General features: G+C 43.4%; 22 protein-coding genes. 12 read left to right on the top strand and 10 right to left on the bottom strand.

The window, feature by feature from the left end:
- The first annotated feature begins 335 nt into the window (after positions 1-335).
- Positions 336-1355 carry a TerC/Alx family metal homeostasis membrane protein gene (locus R7Z10_RS02880; RefSeq protein WP_318103880.1) on the top strand — a complete coding sequence of 340 codons (1020 nt, stop codon included), beginning with the start codon at positions 336-338 and terminating at the stop codon, positions 1353-1355.
- A gap of 279 nt (positions 1356-1634) precedes the next feature.
- The gene (locus tag R7Z10_RS02875; RefSeq protein ID WP_005376351.1) at positions 1635-1826 is read left to right on the top strand and encodes a hypothetical protein; all 192 of its coding nucleotides are present in this window, start codon (positions 1635-1637) and stop codon (positions 1824-1826) included.
- Between the two features lie 184 nt (positions 1827-2010).
- On the opposite strand, the gene R7Z10_RS02870 is transcribed toward R7Z10_RS02875, so the two are convergent.
- The 4 genes from R7Z10_RS02870 to R7Z10_RS02855 form a co-directional block, all read right to left on the bottom strand.
- Entirely contained in the window at positions 2011-2568 is a 558-nt protein-coding gene (locus R7Z10_RS02870) for a PhnA domain-containing protein (RefSeq protein WP_005376350.1), read from the bottom strand.
- A gap of 288 nt (positions 2569-2856) precedes the next feature.
- Positions 2857-3066 carry a YgdI/YgdR family lipoprotein gene (locus R7Z10_RS02865; protein WP_017634171.1) on the bottom strand — a complete coding sequence of 70 codons (210 nt, stop codon included), beginning with the start codon at positions 3064-3066 and terminating at the stop codon, positions 2857-2859.
- A 136-nt stretch (positions 3067-3202) separates the two neighbouring features.
- Positions 3203-5611: a VolA/Pla-1 family phospholipase gene (locus R7Z10_RS02860; protein ID WP_258460730.1), complete on the bottom strand. Its 2409-nt coding sequence runs from the start codon at positions 5609-5611 to the stop codon at positions 3203-3205.
- 20 nt (positions 5612-5631) lie between these two features.
- A complete protein-coding gene (locus R7Z10_RS02855) occupies positions 5632-6867 on the bottom strand; it encodes an outer membrane protein transport protein (RefSeq protein WP_005376347.1) in 1236 nt (411 codons plus the stop codon).
- A gap of 422 nt (positions 6868-7289) precedes the next feature.
- Between R7Z10_RS02855 and R7Z10_RS02850 the strand changes: the two genes are divergently transcribed.
- Positions 7290-8318: a site-2 protease family protein gene (locus R7Z10_RS02850; RefSeq protein ID WP_238762746.1), complete on the top strand. Its 1029-nt coding sequence runs from the start codon at positions 7290-7292 to the stop codon at positions 8316-8318.
- A gap of 72 nt (positions 8319-8390) precedes the next feature.
- On the opposite strand, the gene R7Z10_RS02845 is transcribed toward R7Z10_RS02850, so the two are convergent.
- Positions 8391-9179, bottom strand: coding sequence for a M48 family metallopeptidase (locus R7Z10_RS02845; protein ID WP_318103878.1), 789 nt, complete (start codon positions 9177-9179; stop codon positions 8391-8393).
- A 201-nt stretch (positions 9180-9380) separates the two neighbouring features.
- Between R7Z10_RS02845 and R7Z10_RS02840 the strand changes: the two genes are divergently transcribed.
- The 5 genes from R7Z10_RS02840 (at position 9381) to cutA (ending at position 12426) form a co-directional block, all read left to right on the top strand.
- Positions 9381-9815, top strand: a complete 435-nt coding sequence (locus R7Z10_RS02840) for a hotdog fold thioesterase (protein ID WP_005376340.1) — start codon at positions 9381-9383, stop codon at positions 9813-9815.
- Positions 9816-9821: 6 nt separating this feature from the next.
- A complete protein-coding gene (locus R7Z10_RS02835; RefSeq protein ID WP_318103876.1) occupies positions 9822-10055 on the top strand; it encodes a DUF3389 domain-containing protein in 234 nt (77 codons plus the stop codon).
- 79 nt (positions 10056-10134) lie between these two features.
- On the top strand, positions 10135-11844 hold the full coding sequence (locus R7Z10_RS02830; protein WP_053307684.1) for an SgrR family transcriptional regulator: 1710 nt from the start codon (positions 10135-10137) through the stop codon (positions 11842-11844).
- Complete coding sequence (locus R7Z10_RS02825; protein WP_005376334.1) at positions 11828-12079, top strand: hypothetical protein; 252 nt, start codon at positions 11828-11830, stop codon at positions 12077-12079. The genes R7Z10_RS02830 and R7Z10_RS02825 overlap by 17 nt, the downstream gene beginning before the upstream one ends.
- Positions 12080-12093: 14 nt before the next feature.
- A complete protein-coding gene (gene cutA, locus R7Z10_RS02820) occupies positions 12094-12426 on the top strand; it encodes a divalent-cation tolerance protein CutA (protein ID WP_005376332.1) in 333 nt (110 codons plus the stop codon).
- Here cutA and R7Z10_RS02815 read toward each other — a convergent pair.
- Positions 12388-12984 (bottom strand): DUF2238 domain-containing protein, encoded by a 597-nt coding sequence (locus tag R7Z10_RS02815; protein WP_005376330.1) that lies wholly within the window; start codon positions 12982-12984, stop codon positions 12388-12390. The two genes, cutA and R7Z10_RS02815, sit on opposite strands and share 39 nt — an antisense overlap.
- 242 nt (positions 12985-13226) lie before the next feature.
- On the opposite strand from R7Z10_RS02815, the gene R7Z10_RS02810 reads away from it, so the two are divergent.
- Positions 13227-14066 carry a 2OG-Fe(II) oxygenase family protein gene (locus R7Z10_RS02810; protein ID WP_318103875.1) on the top strand — a complete coding sequence of 280 codons (840 nt, stop codon included), beginning with the start codon at positions 13227-13229 and terminating at the stop codon, positions 14064-14066.
- Between the two features lie 128 nt (positions 14067-14194).
- Positions 14195-14815: a DNA-J related domain-containing protein gene (locus tag R7Z10_RS02805; RefSeq protein WP_005376328.1), complete on the top strand. Its 621-nt coding sequence runs from the start codon at positions 14195-14197 to the stop codon at positions 14813-14815.
- Between the two features lie 79 nt (positions 14816-14894).
- Here R7Z10_RS02805 and R7Z10_RS02800 read toward each other — a convergent pair whose 3' ends face one another.
- The 4 genes from R7Z10_RS02800 to tesA form a co-directional block, all read right to left on the bottom strand.
- Positions 14895-16550, bottom strand: coding sequence for an ABC-ATPase domain-containing protein (locus R7Z10_RS02800; RefSeq protein WP_017821933.1), 1656 nt, complete (start codon positions 16548-16550; stop codon positions 14895-14897).
- Positions 16551-16621: 71 nt separating this feature from the next.
- Positions 16622-18535 (bottom strand): sensor domain-containing phosphodiesterase, encoded by a 1914-nt coding sequence (locus R7Z10_RS02795; RefSeq protein ID WP_318103874.1) that lies wholly within the window; start codon positions 18533-18535, stop codon positions 16622-16624.
- Between the two features lie 179 nt (positions 18536-18714).
- Entirely contained in the window at positions 18715-19914 is a 1200-nt protein-coding gene (gene fabV / locus R7Z10_RS02790; protein ID WP_318103871.1) for an enoyl-ACP reductase FabV, read from the bottom strand.
- A gap of 82 nt (positions 19915-19996) precedes the next feature.
- Positions 19997-20599 carry a multifunctional acyl-CoA thioesterase I/protease I/lysophospholipase L1 gene (gene tesA, locus R7Z10_RS02785; protein ID WP_005376324.1) on the bottom strand — a complete coding sequence of 201 codons (603 nt, stop codon included), beginning with the start codon at positions 20597-20599 and terminating at the stop codon, positions 19997-19999.
- Here tesA and R7Z10_RS02780 point away from each other — a divergent pair.
- Complete coding sequence (locus tag R7Z10_RS02780; RefSeq protein WP_047101137.1) at positions 20598-21290, top strand: ABC transporter ATP-binding protein; 693 nt, start codon at positions 20598-20600, stop codon at positions 21288-21290. The two genes, tesA and R7Z10_RS02780, sit on opposite strands and share 2 nt — an antisense overlap.
- Positions 21290-23746, top strand: coding sequence for an ABC transporter permease (locus tag R7Z10_RS02775; protein WP_165935323.1), 2457 nt, complete (start codon positions 21290-21292; stop codon positions 23744-23746). The genes R7Z10_RS02780 and R7Z10_RS02775 overlap by 1 nt, the downstream gene beginning before the upstream one ends.
- The last annotated feature ends 8 nt before the right edge of the window (positions 23747-23754 follow it).

Raw genomic sequence — 23754 nt, 5'->3', positions numbered from 1 at the left:
GTTCAGGTGGTTGAATCCATTTCTTTCTTTTTATAGTGCTTCCTGATTTTTGATAAGAATTTTATTTCGATAAGACAAGGTTTTTTTGTTGGAAAGCCTGACGCTCGGCGTTATTATGTCGGCGTTTGGGGAGTAGTTAGCGCAAGTTTACTTATCGTCATCTCGTTAAGCATCAGCTTATCCGGTAAGTAAAGGTGTTACGTGGTTTATTCACGTCAACACTTCAACGAGACCAACGCATTCATTGACTAGCAGCACATAATCGTTATGTGGCTGTTGGTTGTTATTGTCTGCGGAAGGTCACCAAACGAAGTCCTTCCGCCATGGGAGGAAATATGTCTCTTATCGAAAATACCACCCAATTGAGCCAATCGGTGCCTCTTCAAGAATCATTAGCGATGTATGGTGCTTTTGGTTTATTTACCCTTGTTCTTGTTACGCTTGATATCTATCAAACACGTGGTGGCGCTATCACGATGAAAAAAGCCATCGTTTGGAGTGTTTTTTGGTTCTTGCTTGCCTTTGTTTTTGCAGGTTCTATTTATTTATTCTGGGACTTTTACGCGCCACATAGCGCTTATACGAACGACAAAGCAACGATTTCATTCTTAACTGGTTACTTACTAGAGAAGTCGCTAAGCGTGGATAACTTGTTTGTGTTTGCCATCATCTTTGCACAATACAGTGTGCCGGAGCATTTGCGTCCGAGAGCATTGCTTTGGGGGGTGATAGGTGCGCTAGTTTTACGCGCTGTCATGATTGCGGTTGGTGCTCAGTTACTTGCACAGTATCACTGGGTATTGTACTTATTTGCTGCTTTCCTTATTTGGACAGGTGTTAAGCTAGCTCGCGACAAAGGCGAAGCAGAAGAACTTAATCCATATCCGGAGCAGTTGATTCGAAAGGTATTGCCAGTTACAGATGACTACCAAGGAAATCGCTTAATCTTAAAGCAAGCTGGTAAGTGGGTGGCAACACCGATGCTGATCGTTGTTGGTGTCATTGCAGTAATGGACGTTATGTTTGCGTTGGATTCTATACCAGCTATATTCGCGGTAACACGAGAGCCATTTTTAGTCTTAGCCGCGAACGTATTTGCATTACTGGGTTTGCGATCGCTGTACTTTGTTCTTCAAGCAATGTTAGACAAGTTTGTATACTTAAAACCCGCATTATCAGTAATCATGATGTTTATCGGGGTAAAAATGCTATTGGTTGGAACAGAATATGAGATTCCGACAGCATGGTCTCTCACATTTTTAGTTGTTGTGATGACATCGGCAGTGGTGGCATCACTCCTAAAAAATAAAGCGAAGCGTCAAACTAGCGTTAATATTACTAATCAAAAAATATAAAGTAAGCACAAAAATCAAAAGAAATAACGAAAAATATTGTTAAATATATGTTGTGAGTTAAGGGGCGATTATGCAGGTAATGTTCAGTTATTCAATGTGATTACAGCAATTGTGATTATTTATGCCGTTATTATTCATTTGTATTTTTGAGTTTTGTAATGAGTTTGTTTTATTAGAAATTCTAATTTGAATGGGTAAAATTTGTCATTTCTTAAACAATAAGAAACTGACTAATATACAACCAACTAAACAGACTACTGCTTTTAAAGAGAGGCAATCATGGCACAAGCAATGCAAATGACAAATGTAGCTTTACCAACCTCTATGGATAAGAAAACCTACGCGGTTAACTTCAAAGGACTGATTGCTCACTTACTGGACATTCTATTTGTAGATAACACTGCGCCACGCAGTTACTACGCAGAAGACTTGTCAGCACATATTCAAAAAGACATCGGTATGTACCGTTAATATTGAAATAATGTAAGAAATACCGGCCTATGAGCCGGTATTTTTTATTTGTAAAACATGCCTACTCAACCTACGCCCTAGAAAAGAAACACTCTAGAGGAGGTAGACATGAGAGTAGATTAAGTGTTGTATAGAAAAACGGGGCACCATTGGTGCCCCGTTTTGACATGACTGAAGTGCGATATTACTTCTTGCGGCAGTATTCTGCGATCACGTACATCGACTGACCACCATTTGCCTTACCCGAAACTAGCTTTGGATCATCGCCAAGGCTAATACCACGAATCACGGTACCTTGCTTGATTACTTGATTAGTGCCTTTTACTGGTAGGTCTTTAATTACTGTTACATCGTCACCTTTCTTAAGTTCAGTGCCGTTACAGTCAACCGTTTTATCGTCAGCAGACATCCCTTTCATTGCCCAGTTCATTTGCTCTTCTTCCATGTACATCATGTCAAGAGCATCTTGAGCCCAGCTTTCTGTGTTTAGGCGAGTGAGTTGGCGCCATGCGGTCACTTGTACAGCAGGAACCTGGCTCCACATGCTTTCGTTTAGACAACGCCAGTGGTTAATGTCTTTTGGCTCATCGATCTCACCCAGACACTTATCACAAACCATGATGGCAGTATCAACCGTCACATTACCGTGAGGTGGGACAGCGTATGCAGTTAGTTGAGATTCAGAAGAACACAGTTCACATTTTGACTCGCAGCGCGCAAGCAGAGTAGCTTCAATAGACATAAGGACTCACCTTAGTAATGTTATTTTGTGGCGGTATTATCCACTTTATCCTGAGAAATAAAAGGGTGTTAGCGAATTAAAGACTAGATTTTACAATACTCCAACCTGATTAAGGTGAAGATGTAAAATATTCGCTAAATAAATAATACGGAAGTATAAAAGACACTATTAATTGTTTTGGCTTATGAATTAGTTGTGTCAATTCTACAACGATTACAAGCCTAAAAGAGGTAAATTTAGAGAGAGGGTGGCTAGAACATAGCCCTCTAATTTACAGAGGGCCTGTCGTTAACGTTCGACAATCTGGACAATTTGCTCTTTTGAAATACTCATTTCTTTACCATCCATGTCTTCATATTCGTACATACCCGTTTCCTCGTTCAGGTCTGGTTTACCGTAAGAGGTAATAATTTTCCCTTCATTTGTCGACATCAGATATTGGCTACTTCCGCATGCAGAAAGAAGTAATACAGTGGCAATAACAGTCAATACGCGCATAGAGTTTTCCTTTTAAACAAGTGAGTTAGGCAAAGACATCGATTTAACTATAGCAGAGGAAATATGAGTGGGTTTGAATAGAATTGAAATGAAAAAGCCCAGTAGAAACTGGGCTTTGGTAGGAAGGGTGTTGCGATTACTTCAAAACAGAAGTGTTAGTGACACCTGTTAGTGCGTCATCCATTAAGAAGTCAGTGTTTTCCATCTGCATCTCTACATGATGATCAATATCAGACAGAGTGCCATTTGGCGAAGCAAAAGTACTGTGCGATGCAGTAGCATTAAACTGTACAAAGCTCGCAGTTGCATTCACATCAGTGTCCGTACTGTTCACAGTCTTCAACCCTAGCTTATTAGCAAGCGGTTCAGTACCCGCGAATGGTGCATTTGGAACGCTGTTTGGTACTGTGCTATCGCCATCCACTTCTGTCATAAAGAATGGTGTCGTTAGCGAACCAGATGCCACTAAATCTGAAGCGTTTGTGAACGGATCGACAGTGTCTAGTGTAGTCTGTGCTGCATAGATAAATTGTGAGAAACCTGCTTCTAGCGCTGCTACTTGAGCTTCCGTTGCCGCAGCCTCAAATGCTTCGTAACATGTTTTATCTTCTAGATCCGCACATGATGCATCAGCGTAAGTCGCATAGTCTTTTGATGCTGCATAAGCGAGGTTATGTTTGATCTGAGGGCCGTAATTGTCTGAACCCAGTAACAAATTACCAATTTGTCCACCAGAGTTCTGTACTGATGCAGAACTAAAGGTGTACAGCGCATCGGCAGTAGGGCTGCCCAATGTATTGTTTGCTGCTGCGACGGCAGATGTAGCTACAATACCGCCAAGTGAATGACCTAGCATTTTGACCTTTGAACCCGTCATTGGGTTGAAGCCTTGCAGAGGACCTCCAGCTAAAAGACCGCCTTGAGCAGATACTACCAAGCTAGCGCGCAAACCTAACACATCCAGAACACTTTGACGTAGGTTGTCACGCGCAACGGCTAAGTTGGAAAGATTTAGATAAGCCAGTACATTCGCATTTGCGGAACGTTGTTCATCTAAGCTGCGCGTACCATGAATAGGTAAGTCAATAGCGATAACTGCCACACCTGCTTTTACCATATTGAACGCGAACGCGTACGCATTCTCTTTCGCTGAGGTGATGCCGTGTTGATAAATCACAACGTCTGTCGCGACGCCAGATTTAGGTGTGAAGACCAGTACTTCGACATCTTCAACCGATTTCACTACGGGAACAGGCGAGTAGCGAGTAATGATACGCTCACTATCAAGCTGGGTACCATCGGTAAGAGTAAGCTTAGCTCCAACAAGTTTTAGCTGCTCTGTAGGATCTGTAGCAAGCTTTGTCACATCAACAGGATCATTTGCAAAAACGCCTGTTGATAGCTGCTGAACCATGTTTGCTTGCTCGTTCGGATCCGCTAATGCTGCGCTTAGCTTCGCTAGGCTTGGCATCGCAGATACCATTGGTTGCATGTTCCAGCTTGCGCCTTTTTCCAGGTAATGAGGCAGTCTTACCACACCTTGTGTCACGCTTACATCGGCACCTGATTGCATGTAAAGGCCTTTAATTGCCGTTTTAGCTGCGTCTAGATCGCTAATGTATTTACTAAAGTCATCGTCAGAGTCTAGCGCAGTGCTAAAGTCTTGGGTTTCACCGAGCGTTATTGTGTAGGCCGTTGATAAGTCAACTGAACCTTCGTTTGAGTCATTTTTGTAAACGGTATTTAGTGTGTTTGCGCCGGTAGAAAAACCAGTAGCGGTTACTCCTTTGACTGCCGCTAACGTATCACCTACAGACTGGGTACTGAACCATGAGGAGTAAACGATGTCGTTAGGGTTTACTTTGGCGATACCAAAAATGCCTTCAACCGCCTGAGTGACTGCTTGAACAGAAGCAAGGTCGCCAGTTTCATAAACGATTTCTTTCGATTTACCAGTCGCATAACTTGCTGATGTACCAATTGGCTCACCATTTACGTCAGTAACATCTTGTGTAACCGCAAAAATGTACTCGCTTGACTCATCAAGTGCAGCCAAGAACTGGACGTATAGAGAGTTACCTTTTGCTTGAACTACGTAGTCCTGATTCTGAACGAGTACCTCTTCGATTGGGTTAGATTTACCGTCCCACTCGGTTAAGCGTTGGTTAATCTTGATGACTTTAACACCAGACGGCAACATGCCCGTTGCAAAACCATCGCCTTTAAAGTTCAGAACGATTGGCATAGACGTTGACCATCCATCCATCGTATTCATCGAGGCTCTAGGGTTGGTTAAAGCATCATCGCCATCAGTTGGCAGACCAAGCGTACCATCGCTTGTGTCCATTAATAAGTAAGACGGTGCCGGTACATCTGCGTTCGCTCCTTGAAGCGTAAAACTGATGGATGTTTCGCGATCAAGCAATGCTTGGACTTCATCTTCAAATTGAACTTTGTCGGAAGTACCAGAGCTGGAGGTATCATCACCACAACCAGCAAGAAGGATTGCAGAACAAAGCATTGATAATTTAAACGTGTGTTTCATTGGTTTACTCCGTAATCCCATTATTTGAAGGTGTAGTTCATCTGTACCGCGCTGATGTAAGCAGTACCTTCTGAGTCAAACTTAATCTCTTCACCCAGAGCATTTGTCTCAGTGAAAGAGCCTGATTTACTCTTAACAAGTGCAAAGCCTGCATCGAAAGTTAAATTCTCACTCATTGCGTAAGTTAGGCCCGCGCTGTACCAAAAACGGTCACTGTCAGGGATACTCAATGTCGCTTCACCTGCTTGTTCGTCGTACGCAAAGCCTGCACGGAATGTCCAGTCTGTATTAAGTATGTAAGTTGCACCAATGGAGTAGCGATTGTTGTCTTCATATTTCTCAGGTTTAAAGAAACATACTCCGTCATTACATTCGTTACTGGTCGCTTTTAGTTCTTTAAATGTGCTCCAGTCGGTTTGTTGCCAGCCGTAATGTACAGCCCATTGTTCATTCAATTGATGGAAAGCCGATAATTCGATAATTGAAGGAAGAGAGATTTTTAAACGGCCATCCACTTTTGGTGATGAAGCTCGACCAGAGTCGTAACTACTAAACTCACCGTCATCAAAATCTAGATCAACCTTAGAGCGGTAGCCAAAGCCAAAACGGTTGTTTTCATTTAGCTCAAATAAAGCGCCGACATTCCAACCCCAAGCGAAAGTTTCGCCTTCCATGCCGACAAGGTTATCGGACTTATTACCACCTAAAATACCGGCGAGTGCGCCTTTGTGACGAGTCAGCTCTGCTTCAGCGTATACGAGGTTGATACCACCACCGACACTGAAAGACTCGTTGATACGGTAAGCGACATTAGGGTTGATGTTTACTGAAAGTAGGGAAGTGTCACCCGCCATATCACCTGCGGAAATATCATTTGGATAGTCGGTAGCAACACCGTATGTTGTGAACATACCGATGCCCCAGGCCCAGTTATCATTGATAGGGCTGATGTAATAACCTGCTGGCACGATCTGTAAAGGAGCGACATCTTTCGCGTGTTCATTGTTTACAGTGTCGTACACATCGACTTCAGGGTCGATGATAGATAACGCGCCCGAAAATTGAGCTTCTTTGAAAAGTGTCATTGCTGCAGGGTTACGAGCAAGGACGCTGGCATTATCTGCGACAGCCCCTTCACCTGAAAATGCTCGACCAAGACCAGATGCCGAATGTTCAGCTACCTGGAAGCCCGCTGAGTGGGCATTACACGCAAACAATATTGAAATTGTAAGCAGAGAGCAGTGCTTCTTGTTCATCCTTGACCCTCCTAGGGTGTCATAATGCTGGACCGAAGTCCTTGTAATTGTTGTGTGGTACTTACACCAATTGTTAATACGCGAAATACAACGGTGATGTAAATGTAATGTTAATTGTATGTTTAATAACTTGTCAAAGTTTGAGCGTATTTTGCGTTTTAAATATGATGCATAGGTCAAACGATGGCTTGTAAGGGCATGTATTATCGTTATATTTTTGAAGAGAATGGTACGACCAGAATTGTTTTGCGAGCTTTATAGTTAAATAACGATCAAATCAAGAGATAGCTCGCTTTGCTGTTTCTTCACTTCACAGGCATAATTCGCGCTCGCTATGTAGTTATTCAATAGACGCAATAGGAACCGCATTGGAATTACTGAATGTTGAATTTTTAGGTCGTTCGCTAAGGCTCGAAGGATCGATGGCTGGGTGGCAGCAGTTATATTGGGATAATACGTTGGTGTCTCAAATCGATGCCAGTGACAATACCGCAGAGACTTGTCTACACCAGTTTAAGCTCTCTGCGGGTGAGGAAATCCTGAACTGTCATTTAGAGTGTTCTTTAACATGGCAACCGTTTGAATTGAGTTACAAGGTCACAATTAACGGTGAGCTCGTCAACGAAGGTTGTCGAAATGAAAAAGACATCGAGCGCCAAGTGCCAGAAGTTACGCCACCATCCGAAAAGCGTTTAAGTGTAATAGGCCTCGTATCTCTTGGGATGAAAGCACTTAAAAGTGCGAAAGTTATTAAAGTGGCGTTAGCGTCTGCAAGTCTCGCTGCATATTCTTGGCTATTTTCCATCGAGTTCGCGCTAGCGTTGATCGCTTGCTTGGTTTTTCATGAATATGGTCACATTAGAGCGATGAAGTATTTTGGAATGAAGACCAAAGGGATCTATTTGATTCCATTCCTAGGTGGTTTGGCGCTAAGTGACGAAAAGATAAACACGCGCTGGCAGGATGTGGTTATCTCAATCATGGGACCATTTTTCGGTTTAGTACTTAGTATAGTTTTTACTTTGCTTTATTGGATGACTGGTGAGGTGATCTTCGCTGGGCTTGCTGTGTTTAACGCCTTGCTAAACCTATTTAATCTGCTGCCTATTTTACCATTAGATGGTGGCCATGTGCTCAAAAGTATTACCTTCTCAATGAATACTTGGGTCGGGTTAGTTGGCAGTATTGCGACCGCTTTATTAGGCATTTTTATCAGTTACTATTTCGGTCTGACGTTGCTAGGATTTTTATTGTTAATGGGAATTTTAGAAGTGGTGATGGAATGGAGAGCTCGACATCGAAGCCATTTATTGCCATTAACCCGTTATGGGCAGCTATTCTCACTGGCTTGGTACTTGGTCTCTGTCGGAGGTTTTGTTTCTATCATCTGGTATTTTGCCACTCTCGGAGATAGTTTGTTAAGTTTGCCGCTACAGATATTGGGCACTTGATTAGAATCATTAAAAGCTCCCTAGGGAGCTTTTTGTTATTTGGCAAGTTAAGTAGTAGCAAGTAGCAATGAATTAGCCACATCTTGGTGCTTTCGCGTTATGCGCAGGCAGCTTATTTATGGTTGCTTGTAAATCTTTAATGCGCGTACTGTGCGATGGGTGGGTTGAGAAGAATTCAGGTGGTTGAGAACCACCTGATGCAGCACTCATATTTTTCCATAAATCGACACTTTGACGTGGGTCGAAACCTGCTTTTGCCATGAATTCCAGCCCGACAATATCAGCCTCAGATTCCTGAGTACGACCGTATGGCAAAATAACACCGTATTGGACACCGACACCAAGTGCCGCCATCGTCATTTGTTGATACTGTTTGTACTCGGAAGCTCCAATGGCAACGTTTGCTAGAGACAACCCGGCATTTGCTAACTGACTTTGTGAAAGACGTTCATTACTGTGGTCAGCGAGGACGTGAGCGACTTCGTGACCAATAACTGTTGCCAACTGATCTTGGTTTTTCGCGACATCTAAAAGCCCGGTATACACGCCGATCTTCCCACCTGGTAGAGCAAACGCATTGACTTGTTCACTATCAAAAACAACGACTTCCCAGTCTTTAAATCCAGATTGAGCGGGAATGGTGTCAGTGATGTGTTTGGCAACGCATTGAACGTAGGCATTCGTTTTGCGATCTTTGCTGATTGGGATATCTTTCTTCATTTGTTCGAAAGATTTAGCGCCAAGCGATGACATTTCCTGATCTGAAAACATCAGGATCTGGTTGCGACCCGTCGGTGATGCGCTACACGCTGTTAAACCCGCGATAGTTAAAAGAGCAGAGGCTTTCATCCATACCTTCATAACAGGCTCCATTTAATTTTTTGTTTTGAAGCAATAGTATATACCCAAATAGTAACATGATGCATGGATCAAGTTATTCATCTGATTAATAAAGAAGGTGAGATGTTACGTCTTGAAGTTATGCCCAAGTAGCGTCTATGCTAGCTTCCTAGCACATCGTTACAACCTAACAAACCAGTTTGTGAAACTAAGAGTAAAACAATGAGTATATGGAAAAAGCCCGTAAGCATAGAGATTCTGAATGCCACGTCAAAAAATACCCTGATCGAGCACCTACAAATTAAATATACAGATTTCACTGACGACTCCCTTACAGCAACCATGCCCGTATGCAGCTTTACTCATCAACCTTTAGGAATGCTTCACGGTGGTGCATCAGTCGTGCTCGCAGAAACATTAGGCTCATTGGCTGCAAACTTCTCTGTCGATGAGGGCAGCTACTGCGTCGGTTTAGATATTAACGCGAACCATGTGCGAGCCATGCGAAGTGGTCATGTGATTGGTACGGCAAAACCGCTTCATCTGGGTATTTCAACGCAAGTGTGGCAAATCGATATCACTGATGAGCGAGGCCGTTTAGTGTGTACCAGTCGCTTGACCATCGCTGTGAAACAACACAAAACAAAGTCGGTATAAACTAAGATGGTGATTGAGTTTTCATTAGGAAAAATCATTGCAACCCAGCGTGAAATAGTGATTAAGCTCTCCGGCAGTGCAATGGTAACCTTGCAAGCGCAAACCGATGCAATTCAGTCGCTGGGTAGAGGAGCGAACGTTGTTTTATCTCATGGAGCAGAGTGCAAATGGTCTATCAAGCTGGACAACGAGGAACAACTGGCCGAACTTTCGCGAGAAATTGGTATCGATATTCAATAATTTATAGTGTGATGTTTGCACTTTTTGGTAAAAATGAGGAAACTTAGCTTATCGACAACAAGATAAGAATTTCCTCTTTATGAGTAGCCCTCGTTTACGTGTTCAGTTCGAAACACTGTTTGAAAAATTTTCCGGTCACGATACGGACGTTCAGCTCGAAGACATCACCGAAGCGTTGTTTTGTACACGTCGTAATGCTCGTATTGTTCTAAATAAACTTGAAGAAGAGGGCTGGATTGAGTGGCATCCGGCAGCGGGTCGAGGAAAACTTTCGAAACTCGTTTTTAAACGTAATCGAAGCGACGTCAGCGAAAACCTCGCCAGGCGTTATCTCGATGAAGGGAAAATCGGTCAGGCTCTAGATGCGCTTGATAACGATGCGGCACGATTGACGCAGGTTATCCAAGGTTATCTAGGGCTTCAACATCGACAGGGCGAGCAGGTCGTGCGTTTGCCTTATTATCGACCATTGTCGATGTTAAACCCGCAGAAACCGATGCGGCGTTCTGAACAGCACATCGCCAGACAAATTTTTAGCGGACTCACTCGCCTTGATGAAAATGAACAACTTCAACCAGATTTAGCCCACACGTGGGAAGCAATTTCTGATACACATTGGCGTTTTTATCTTCGTCGTGGAGTACGCTTTCATAACGGTGAACCGTTAACAACTAGTTGTGTTCTTGAAAGTGTGCTTGCGTTAAATAGCTTGAACTTGTTTTCTCACATAAAGCGGGTGTCTTCACCACAAGAGTGGACCGTTGATATTGAGCTCGTCCGTCCTGATCGCTACCTTCCTCTGGCTCTGAGTGAGTCGCAAGCAAAAATTTTGCTACCGAGTGCTTTGCGTTCTGAAAGCTTTGATAGACAACCGATAGGGACAGGGCCGTTCCAAGTTAAAATGAATGATGATAAGCGTCTTATTTTGACTGCTTTTGATGGCTACTTTGGTTTTCGCCCTTTACTTGACCAAGTGGAGGTGTGGGTAATCGATGAAGCCTATTCTTCAATGGTTTATCCAAGCCTGTCAAAGCCGAAGATGGATAAACAAGGTTCATCCGATGAAGTCGAGCTGGACCCTGGCTGTACATTCCTATTACTAAACAAAAACACCGGAATTGCAAAAGATCCACGTTGGGCAGAGTTCCTCTCGCAAACCCTCAACAGTCACCAGATTTACGCGCATGTTCCACAAGATAAAGTGATGGAACTGGGAGTATTGCAAGCCTTTGGCCTTAAGCCCGGTTGGATTGATCTCAGGCCAGCGGAAGCGGGCAGCGTACCACAGGCTAATAAGGTAATTTCCGTAGCGTATCAGAAAAAGCATCCGATGTTTCCAGTAGTTGCCAAGGCCATCAAGACACTCTTAAAACCGCACGGTATAGAGGTTGAGTTTATTCGTTATGATTCTCAACCGCCCGCGCCTGAGGAAGTGGATATCTGGGTGAAAGCTATGGGCATTGCAACGAACCGAAATGACGCGTTGGCGGGCTGGCTCCTGGATTACAGTGATATTGAGAAGTTCAGTTCAGGTTACGATTTTAGTGAATGGGCTAAACTTGTCGATCAATGGCGTGCCGGCATGCACACAGACTTTCCTGCGCGTGAGCTAGGACGACAGTTAGTAAAAAGCTGTCAGGTGATTCCTATGTTTCACTGCTGGCTAGGCGTGAATAAAGACCACAGCGGTGCGTTACAAAATGCAAAGTGTAATGCCTTAGGTTGGTTTGATTTTAATAATGTATGGGTCAAACCGGATATAGAAAGTAACCATGGCGAAACCGAATAAAAAACAACCGACGAAAACCGTCGATATCTTTTGCTCTAAATGTAAAACTCAACTATTTAAGTACCGTAAAGGCGGGAAAGGCGCACTGGTTAAATGCTTCAAAGAGCGCATTGTTGACGATTTCACACAAACCCCATGTATTTGCCCCGCTTGCGGACAAGAGTTTGCAAGAGATACTTTAGTAAGAGGAACCCCCGCTTACAAAATGATTGGCGGCAAAGTGACGATGAAATAATAAAGGGCTAGAAAATGAGTATGAAACATGACTATTGCATGGTTTTAAGTACAACCAGTAATGAAAAAAATCGAGATCAGATCATTAAAGGTTTGCTAGATGCTCAATTAGCCGCGTGTATTCAAACGATGCCTATTGAAAGTCACTATGTGTGGAAAGGGGAGATTTGTACTGACAACGAATGGTTGCTGGTGATCAAAACTCGTCGAGAACTTTATGAATTGGTGGAAGAGAAAATAGAAAACCTGCACGAATACGAGGTCGCTCAAATCGTACAGGTTCCAATTGTTGATGGGTTTAACCCTTATTTAGAATGGTTGAGAGAATCGACGTTGAGCCGACATTAAGAATAACGACAACACTGCACCAACGGTATCGCACAACATATCTTTCTGGGCGTCCCATATGTCACCTTGCGAGCCCAGAAAGGCAATTCCCTCATCGCCACCAGCCAACTCCGCATACCACCATTCGATAATCTCATAGCCAGCAGCAAGTGACATGATAGCAAACAAAGCAAACCAGCAAGAGAACGCTTTGTTGAACCGTTTTTTGTTTATCAAGTATTCAGCGATCGGATATGCGTAAAGGCCAATTGAAAAGTGCGCAACGCGATCAAAATTATTTCGCTCTGAACCAATCATGTCGTTAAACCAGTCAAACGGCACTTCGGAGAACGTATATTTCGCACCGATAGTGTGCAAACAGAGCCAGATGAACATTAAAAAGTAAGCCGTATTACTGAACTGATAGCGAATCGAAATCGCCCAAATAGCAACAAGAATACCAATCGCCGGGATAATCTCCGCAAACCAAACTGCGCGTGAGTTAGGTTCCAACGCAGAAAATAAAAACACGATGGCATAAAAAATCGTTAATCCTAAGAGTGTCGAGGTGCTTTTCATAGAGTTACTTGATCCTTCAATTTATCTTACAGTGGGACTCCATAGATTGTGTTAATGATTGCACTTAATTGAACGGTGTGCAATTGATATTTTAATGGGTTTTTTGATCACTGAAAATGTTGATTTATTGGCAAACTGCTCAACATTAAAACGTTTGCGCGTGCACTTTTCATTAAAGTTTGATTTACAACATGCCCATCCATAGAATCCATGATTCAGTCTAATAAAAAAGAAGTAAAGCCATGAAACTGGAAACTGTCGATTATCTTGCTGACGATGCTGCTCAACAGTTCGTTACCTCTCTACGCGAAACGGGGTTCGGTGTGTTGAAAAACCACCCGATTCCACAAGAGCTTGTAGAGTCAATTTACAAAAACTGGCATGAGTTTTTCTGTTCAGATCAAAAGAATGATTTTCACTTTAACGCAGACACCCAAGATGGCTATTTCCCACCTTCAGTGTCTGAAGTAGCGAAAGGGCACAAAGTGAAAGACATCAAAGAGTACTTTCATGTTTACCCTTGGGGGCAGATCCCAGAGCAGCTTAAAGCTGAAATCTTAGAGTACTACGAGCGTGCCAATGCATTTGCTCAAGAGCTATTAGGTTGGGTTGAAGCGTACGCACCTAAGGACGTTCAAGAGAAGTTCTCTATCGCGTTGTCAGAAATGATCAATAACAGCGACAAAACATTACTACGCGTGCTTCACTACCCACCGATGACAGGCGAAGAAGAGCCCGGCGCTATTCGCGCTGCTGCGCATGAAGACATTAACCTGCTAACGGTTTTGCCTGCTGCCAATGAGCCTGGACTGCAAGTAAAGAGTAAAGAGGGTGATTGGATCGATGTACCATGTGACTTCGGAAACTTAATCATCAACATTGGTGATATGCTTCAAGAAGCGTCAGGTGGTTATTTCCCTTCAACGACTCACCGTGTAATCAACCCTACGGGTGGCCGTCAAGAAAAGTCACGTATCTCATTACCGTTGTTCCTGCATCCAAAGCCGGAAGTGGTGTTATCTGAGCGCTACACTGCACATAGCTACCTTATGGAACGTTTACGTGAGCTAGGGGTTATTTAACCTTTACGTGATCTCCTTACAAAGGCCGATGGTGAATGACTATCGGCCTTTTTGCATTTATGCTACAAAGTGGAAATTATGTTTTTTGTGCCGTGAATGGGGCCCTAAACTCGTGTCAGAGAGGATGAATGGAAGGACAACGTACTGTCAATAGTATTGAGCCTCATGCAATAGAAAATCCGCTGCTTTGGCCAATGTTAGAAATTCTGAGAAAACAGCCCTCTAATTGGAAAGTGCACACCTTGGCAAGCTCGTTGGGTGAACAAGGTTATATTTCAAAGCTGGACGACTCTCCCGATAAGGATTTATTCAAAAGAAATTTCCTGATCATGAATGCATTATATCAACTGCAAGACACTCTGTATCCGGATAGCTGGCTTCAAGTCGAAGCCATGGATATTCAGCTCATGTCTTCGATGGAAGCTTTGAGGCATAAGATCGATATTCATGATCCTTTGCGTGAGTATTACTTAGATTGGCGCAATTACGAAGCGGACGAAGATGAAGTGCGTCGACTGTTGAATGAATTTTGGACAACTTATCAAAAGTTCATCGGTGGTTCGTCAGTAGCCAGCGTAGATAAGACAAAGGCACTGTCACTATTTGAACTTAACACTGACGCTACGCCTGCGGAAATTAGAAAACAATGGCGAAAACTCGCGCTTCGTTGGCATCCTGATCGAGAAAATGGCGATGCAGAAAGATTTAGAGTTCTTTGTGAAGCGTGGAATGTACTGAGAAACGAATGATTCGCTAAGAATAAAGATAAAGGAAGGCAGCTAACTATAGCTGCCTTTTGATTGAACTGTCTCTGTCAGCGTATCAAAACTAGCATGATGACTTAAACTGAGATTTTCGCATGCGGTTGAGGGCAGCCATAACGTCTAGTGTGCGTGGTTTGGCTAAGTCGCCTTGCTTAGGAAGAGCGGCATGCCACTCACCAGACAGCATTTCTTCAATCTCCTTCGCAGGATGATTACACCAACCTGGAAGTTGAGCAATTTGGAACCATAACCAGCCAATTGTGTTGACTTCATCGGCTGACTCTATCTGTTCCAAAGCGCTAAGATCAGTAAACTCTTTACCAAATCGAAGTGACTCTTTGCCTTTCGCATTCACACGGAACTTGCCGTCAGTAAGAATATTCATCAACGCAACGCGGTTCAGTGCTCGAGGTGGGAAGGTCTGTAAACGTTCTTCTGACTCGTTATGGCGTTGAGTAGGGTGCTGAGCGATAACTTCTTTCGCTTTTTCAGTCACATCAACGGCTTGGTAGTCGTGCATTTGAATGACGGTATCGGCAACGTCTAAGTAGTCGCCCGACCCACCCATAACGATAATGGTAGAGATATCAAGATCATCTCGTAATTGACCAATGCGGTCGACGAGAGGAGTAATTGGCTCATCACCTTTTGCCACCAATGCCTGCATACGCTCATCTCTAATCATGAAGTTGGTAGCAGAAGTATCTTCATCAATCAATAATGTGCTTGCACCCGCTTCAATAGACTCTTGAAGCCAAGCGGCTTGCGACGTTGAGCCTGATGCGTCTTGAGTAGAAAAGTCCGCCGTATCTTTACCCATCGGTAAATGGTTGATGTAGTTTGACAGGTTCAAGTGGTGTACGCATCGGCCATCTTCGGCACGAATCTTCATAGCCTTGTTATCGGCAACAATGTATTCGCGACCATCTCCTGGAATATGATCGTAAATTGAACGCTCTATTGCATTTAATAAGGTAGATTTACCGTGGAAGCCACCACCTACAATCAGTGTGATACCTTTTGGAATTCCTAATCCTGTGACATGGCCCTTGTTTGGCGCATGTAAAGTGACTTGTAGAGATTCAGGGGCTTTAAACTCAACGGCTTCTTTCATTGGAAGGTCGCAATTACCTGCAATTCGAGGAAGAATACTGCCGTTTGCGACAAACGCGACTAAGTTATTGGCCTCTAACTGTTCTCGTAGGGCATCTTGGTCTTCAACAACTTGGCAGTGCTTAATTAAAGCGGCTTTGTCGAGTTCACGCTCTAAAGTTGCTCGACGGATAAACTTAGGCAGGTGGAAAGTCAGTATGTTGTTGGCTTTTTTCCCCAATACTGAACGACCTTCGGCTGGTAAGTTAACTCGAAAACGCAGTTCAATACCTTCTTCAGTAAACAACACCGCGGTGCTATCCAGTACAGTTTGGCCTGTCAGTGAAATTGATACTGAGTTTTCTTGTTTAGCAAACTGTTCAAAACTACGCGCAATAAAATCACGTGCAGCTCTTTGAAATGCAGGAGACTCGTCTCTTAGCCACTCAAGACCAGTCAAAGACCATGCGCGAGTCGCACGAAAACGTGACGCCGATGCATAAGGGTCACCCTGTACATGATCGATAAACAAAGTGAAATCAGTGAAGTCGTATTGACCTTTGATTTGCTGATAAGCTCGGTAGTTCTGCTTTTCAATTTTCTTAAGCGTGGCAGTCAACTGATCCATGAAGATATTGGCCTTTTAATAGAAGCGGGCGGCGATTATAGAAACCACCGCCCTCATAGTAAAGAGAATGCTTAGGAAGAGTAGGCGTATTGCCCGCCAGAAAGGCGCTGATTAAACAAACTTTGCTCAAATTCATTACAAGGCATAGGTTTACCATAAAGAAAACCTTGTCCGATATCACAACCCTCACCAATAAGAAACTGCTCTTGTTGGTGGGATTCAATGCCCTCGATCACTACTTGGAGTTCCAGTTTTTTTGCAATGTGTATGATTGAACAAATGATCTCGCGATCATCATCTGACTTTTCCATTTGCTGGACGAAGCTTTTATCAATTTTGATGGCATCAAACGGATATTTCTTTAAATAGCTGAACGAAGCATATCCTGTACCAAAATCATCAAGTGACAATGTCACACCTAGTTTGTGCAACTTATTTAACGTTGTGCGTGCTACTATTTCATCAGCAATTAGAGCGCTCTCGGTTACTTCGAGTTCGAGAAAGTGTGCTGGCAAATGGAAAGTGTCGAGTAGGTGTTGCACTTGTTCTGCAAAATTTACGTTTTGTAATTGAATGGGAGAAACGTTGACGGCAATTTTGAAGTTATCGATTAACTCAGACCATTGTTTCGCTTTGTCTATCGCGGTACGCAGAACAAAAGAGCCAACTTCAAAGATAAGCCCGTTTTGTTCGGCCATATGTATCAATGCTTCGTTGGAAACGTCGCCAAGTATTGGATGTCTCCAACGAAGCAAGGCTTCTGCGCCAATCCATTTACGTGTTTTGGAGTCTACTTGAGGTTGAAAGTACAACACTAAATCGTCGTTACGCACTGCTTGTAAAAGGTAACTTTCCAGTTCATTGTGACTATTGAGATCCGCCGAATGATTTTCTCTAAAATAACTAAAAGGTTCGCCGGATTCTTTACATAGAAGCATCGCGTAACATGCATGTTGAAGGATACGCTTAGCATTGCTGCAATCTTTGTAAGCTTGAACTATACCGATATACGTGTGCAAATGTATTTCTGTTTTGTTGAAGACAAATCCATCTACGCTAATTTTAGTGATACCATCTAATAGTTGATTTAACCGAGCTTCAATATCCTCTCCCCAAATCAATAAAACCATGTCATTCGAACTTGGTCTACCAGTGATAAATCCGCTAGCACCGTGTCTGGTTAATCTGGAGTGAAATTCTTTTAAAATGTTGTCAAAGACCTCGAACCCGTGCCTGGTCTGAATACTGCGAGCGTTACTAAAACCAATGTTGATGACCACAAGCGATTGCTGATCACTATCAAGGGACTGTAAGGTGTATTGGACAATGTTCTCAAGTGCAGAACGATTTAGAAATCCAGTCCCCTGATCATGTGTTTTTTGGTAGCTCACTTGTTTTTCCGCGGCTTTACGGCGATCAATTTCTTGTGTTAAGGAGTAACTTAACTGGGCTAAATCCGTGGTACGATTTTCAATTCGACTCTTTAGCTCGGTGTTAAGTCGCTGAAGCTTATGTTGTTGGTACACAACTGAAAGCTGTGCTTCGATTGAATCTTTGAAAGTTTCAAGCAACTGACGGTAACTATCGCTGTACTCGTTTCTCTCAGAGTCAAGCATACAGATTGTTCCAAATGTCTCCCCATTTGGCCAGAATAGCGGTAAACCGCAATAAGAAATCATGCCTAGTTTGATGTCTGGGTTATTTTGCCATTCTTCATCTTCAAGCGCATTGGGGATTACAAGCTCGCCTCTCTGTTCTATAACTTGCTCGCAATACAAACCGTTACCAAGCTGCTCTGCATCGCCAGTACGATAAGGATTACCTAGAGTTTCGCTAGATGTATTTACTTCTATGCGATCCGGATGGATACGCATAATTAATGTGGTGGGTACGTGTGTTATTTGAGCCAGTAAGTTGACGATTTCCTGCCAACTTCTTCGCATAGACTCAGGGATTTCGTAGTCTAATGTTTGCAATCTCCCCATATAGGTCATCCTTTACGTGGTTTCACTTCCTGTGAATTAAAAATGCAGACTGCTCTATTTTGTTCTCGCTTTTTAATTAAGTATAGGGTGGCTAGGGCTCGAAACAAAAAAAGTCCTGAAAAGTGTTCAGGACTAGGAATAGTTGTCACATATCTCATCCTTGAAACAGATAACAAGCATCAAGGCTTAAGCGACATTAACGATTCAATAGAAATATCTTGCGAATAGTCGACATCTTTAAAGTTAAAGCCATTGAGCTTCATAAATTCATCTTTGAAACCTTGGTAATCACCAATCTCTTTAAAGTTATCAGCATTCATTTGTTCTAAAAGAGCGTGGACTTCTTGTTGAACTTGCGGTTCAAGTTCCAAGTCATCTATTCGAATCAAGCGTTCACCGTCAACTGGCACTTTCTCTTGATCGTATAACTTCGTAGTAAACAGCCGCTGCATTTGTTCAATACAGCGTTCGTGAGTACCTTTTTCCTTCATCACTCGATAAAGCGCTAACAGGTAAGGGCTTAGAGCAGGGATGAATACACTGGCTTTCGTCACCAACGCCTTACACACGGTTGCGTAAGCACCGCCGTCAAAGTTGGCGAGTTTGAGGTTTAATGAATGACTGGTTTGGTGTAAATCGATTTTCGCTCGACCTAACGTACCATCGAGATAAATTGGGTGCGTAATGTCAGGGCCCATGTAAGAAAAGGCGATGGTTTTGCAGCCGTTTGCAATAGAGTCGTTATTGATGAGTGTGTCAATCCAGCTTTCCCAGTCTTCGCCGCCCATTACTTTAATGGTGGCGTTGGCTTCTTCTTCTGTTGCTGGCGTTAAGGTGGTTTCTATCCACTTATCGTTCTCCAGCATGATAGAAGCGCCAGTGACAGACTCACCAATAGGTTTAATGACACTGCGCCAAAACTCATCAGATTCAGGTTTAGGTCGAACACCGGTTGCCAAGCTATAGATGACTAAGTCAACTTCACCCTCAAAGTACGTTTCAATGGCTTCAATCACTTGATTGCGCACCGAACCAGAGAATGCATCACCAACAATATTTATTGCGGTATGCCCGGTTTGATTTGCTTCTTGCTTAAAAAAGACGTTGTTATACCAACCCGCACTCCCAACCCCTTTCTCTGAAGGGCCACGCTCAAATGAGACGCCAATGGTATCGGCGTTAGCGCCACCGAACGTTAGGGCTATTCGGGCCGCTAGGCCGAAACCAGAGGAGGCACCAATAATTAAAACCCGTTTTGGGCCTTTTTTGATCTGTGGGGCGCGTTTTACGTATTCAATTTGCTCTTTAATAGATGCATGACACCCTTTGGGGTGCGCAGAGCGAGCAACAACACCTTGAATTAACGGTTCTATTCGCATGTTGTTATCTATCCTCGATGAGTGGAATTGAAAATAGATTAACGTAAAGTTACGTAAAACTTATTGAGCTAGACCATTAAAATTAGAGATGTTTAATTAATTCTTGAGCAACGAAATCAGCGATCCAAGGTTGTGCATCTGGTTTTGGGTGAAGGCCATCATCCATCATCCATTCTGGTTTGGTGACAACATGCTCTAAGAAGAATGGCATCAAGGCAACTTGTTGATGCTGTGCAAGCTTAGGGTAGATATCGTAAAACATATCGCTATAGCGCTTACCATAATTAGGTGGAACCCGAATTTGCATCATGACAACGTCCGCACCAGAATCTTTTATCATGGTAATCATTTTTGAAAGATTTGACGTAATAAGTTTAGGAGGGAAACCTCTCAGTCCATCGTTGGCACCTAACTCAATAAGTACCATGTCCGGGCTATGCTGAGTTAGCAACTGAGGTAACCGTGCTAAGCCATTGCCAGTGGTATCGCCAGAAATGCTGGCATTAATAACTGTTACATCTTGACCATGTTCTGACAACGCATCAGGGAGTAAGCTAGGCCAACTCTCTTCGATCGGCATCTGATAGCCTGCACTCAAGCTATCACCCAAGACAAGTAGCTTTTCGCTCGCATGTGCAGTAGCGGAAAAACAAAAAAATAGAACTAAGGAAAGTATACGAATCATGCAAACACCTGTACTTAATGCACCTATTGTTCAAGCCAATTTGGTTTCTAAACAAGTCTCTACTAATCAAGAACAATTAACAATCCTCAAAGACGTAAATGTTGACATCCGAAAAGGAGAAAAAATCGCCATCGTCGGAACTTCCGGTGCAGGTAAGTCAACATTGATGACGTTGCTAGCTGGTCTTGATACGCCGACATCAGGCGAAATTACTTTATTAGGTCATGAATTATCAAAACTGGACGATGAAGCACGTGCGAAAATTCGGGCTGACTCTTTAGGTTTCGTTTTCCAAAGTTTCTTGTTAATCCCGAGTTTGAGTGCATTACGTAATGTCACGCTTCCTTGTCTTTTACGTGGTGAAGCCGAAGATGAAGCAAGAGCAGCGGAATTATTAGCTGCTGTTGGATTGGAAAAACGTGTCGATCATCTACCAAGCCAGTTATCTGGTGGTGAACAACAGCGAGTTGCGCTAGCGCGTGCATTTATGACACAGCCTGAGCTGTTGTTCGCAGACGAGCCTACCGGCAATCTTGACCATCAAACCGCAGACAAAGTGATTGAGCTGCTATTCGATCTTAATGAACAGCACGGGACAACTCTGATTTTAGTAACACACGATGGTCATCTAGCAAGCCGATGTGACCGTATTTATCGTATGGAGGCGGGTGAGCTTAAGGAGGAGATGTAATGTCTGCAGTATCATCAAGTGAAGCAACATCCACAGAGCAAAACAGTACAACACAGCACTCGCCGAATAAAAGTTTGATACGTTGGAGTTTCGGCGAAATAAGGCAGGGGAACCTTTGGCCTATTAGCGTTGCTCTTATTCTCGTGATTGCGAGTATCTTTGCGCTTTCTGCATTAGCAGAACGAATGGAGCAGGTGATCGTCAAGCAAGGGAAGGACGCATTAACGGCAGATGCGGTGTTTGTGTCAGCTAATCCCATTCCGGACACGTTGTTAACCTCGACTGAAAACCTTGAACGTTCGATGATGACGCGATTTGCCACTATGGCATTTAGCGATAATGGTATGCAGCTTATTTCTGTAAGGGCGGTGGATGATAATTACCCTTTAATGGGAGAGCTCGTTCTTGAAAATAATCCGGCCGGTCGCGTTAAAGAGAACCAACTCTGGCTTGATGAGCGGATTATGACTCAACTAAACGTAAATTCAGGTGACAGCGTCACGATAGGCGATGCCGAGTTTACTGTATCAGGCGCAGTATTGATGGAACCAGGCTTGAGCTTTAATCCATTTCAGCAAATGCCTTCTGCATACATTCATCAAAGTGACGTAGATAAAACAGGAGCAATTCAAGTTGGGAGTCGAGTTCAATACCGTCTATTTTTACAAGCCGATGATAAAACACTAAAGAGCTTACAAGATGATACGCAGCTTTCTCCGAGCGATCGCTGGCGCACGCAAGATACTGCCAGTCGTAGTAATGAGGTTTTTGAACGCACGACGCAGTATCTGTCTTTGACCGTAGCGATTGTCATCATTATGGCAGCGACAACATTGGTTCTTACTTGTCAAAATTACGTGAACAGCCGGACACAAACTATCGCGATGTTGAAAAGTCTTGGTGCGAGCCGCCGATGGATTGAAAAGTGGTTATTTATTCAAGTCACAATCCTTCTCATTAGTGCCAGTGTCGTCGGTCTATTGTTAGGGAGCGGGCTGGAATATTTATTACGTATTCCACTCAAAGACTTATTACCCGACCCACTCCCTAGTTACGGCGTCACACCATTTTTGGTGGCATTTATCTCAGCAGTCTTGATTACGGTGCCTGCTCTCGGTATACCACTTTTAGGCTTGATTAAAACTCCCGCGTTAGAAGTGCTACAGCAGGGTAAAGCGCAACGTTCTTGGAAGCGAATGTTACTTGTTCTAGTGCCCGTTATTCCATTACTTTTACTGTATGCTGATAACACCTTAGTTTGGATCGTGCTCACTGGTATAGCGGTACTGTTTGTGGTACTCGCAGCAGTTAGCGTCACACTCACAAAGCTGTTTGCACGTATGTCAACCCATTCTGCAATGAAGCTTGCGTTGAGTCGTATCAACCGGACGCCAGTAACCAGCGGTCTACAGTTTGGTGCTTTGGCATTATCTTTGATGTTGCTGTCTATCATTTGGCTTGTGCGCAGCGATATTCTCGCTGATTGGGAGAGAACCTTACCTGCAGACGCGCCAAATGTGTTCGCTTTAAATATTGGTGATTATGAGCTCGATAACTACCTAGAAACCCTAGATAAAAATGGAGTTACGCGGTCCCAAGCTTATCCAATAATTCGTGGACGACTAACAGAGATCAACGGTCAAAACGTCAAAGAGGTTGAGTACGAAGGAGAAGGTTCTGACGCGATACGTCGAGAGCTAAACCTGACATGGGGAGACAGCCTACCAGAATATAATGATGTGCTTTCGGGTGAATGGACAAACAAAGGGAGTGTATCTGTAGAAGCGGATGTAGCAAATGATTTAGGCATCAAACTCGGTGATACGCTGCGCTTTGTAATAAACAGTCAGAATTACGATGCAGTAGTAGATACCATCCGTTATGTCGAATGGCGTGACATGAAGCCTAACTTTTATTTTATTTTCTCATCTGACGTGATGGCTAATTTACCTGGTTCTTACCTCATCAGTTATAGGATTGAAGAAGGAAATGAAGCGTTGTTGACGTCAATGTCACGTGCTCACCCAACGGTCTCTGTTTTAGATATCCGAACTATGGGCGAGAAAATTCAGGCTTTGATTCAGCAAATCGTATCAGCAATCACCATCCTTGCTCTTTTAGGCGTTGTTGCTGGTCTGCTGCTCATCTTTACTCTACTGAGGTTAAGCTTGTCCCAACGTCAACAAGAGATTCGTTTGTATCGCACATTAGGTTCAAGTAAGAAACGGATCAACACAACCCTGTGGGCCGAGTACGGAATTATGGCGTTGATTGCTAGTGGTGTTGCGGTATTCGCTGCGGAAGTTTGTGTGGCCGCAGTCATGACATATGGATTCGATCTCAATGTACAAATTCACCCCGAATTGTGGATAGCTTTACCGCTTGCAACATTTGTTACGTTGGCACTTGTAGTGATGAGTTTGTTGAAAAGATTGTTAACGCCAGTAAACACTTAATCGCAGCG

The organism is Vibrio sp. Vb1018 (assembly GCF_033338775.1).
GTDB lineage: Bacteria > Pseudomonadota > Gammaproteobacteria > Enterobacterales > Vibrionaceae > Vibrio > Vibrio alginolyticus.
The sequence above is the reverse complement of the archived record's forward strand: the minus strand, read 5'-3'. Positions and strand labels throughout refer to the sequence as shown.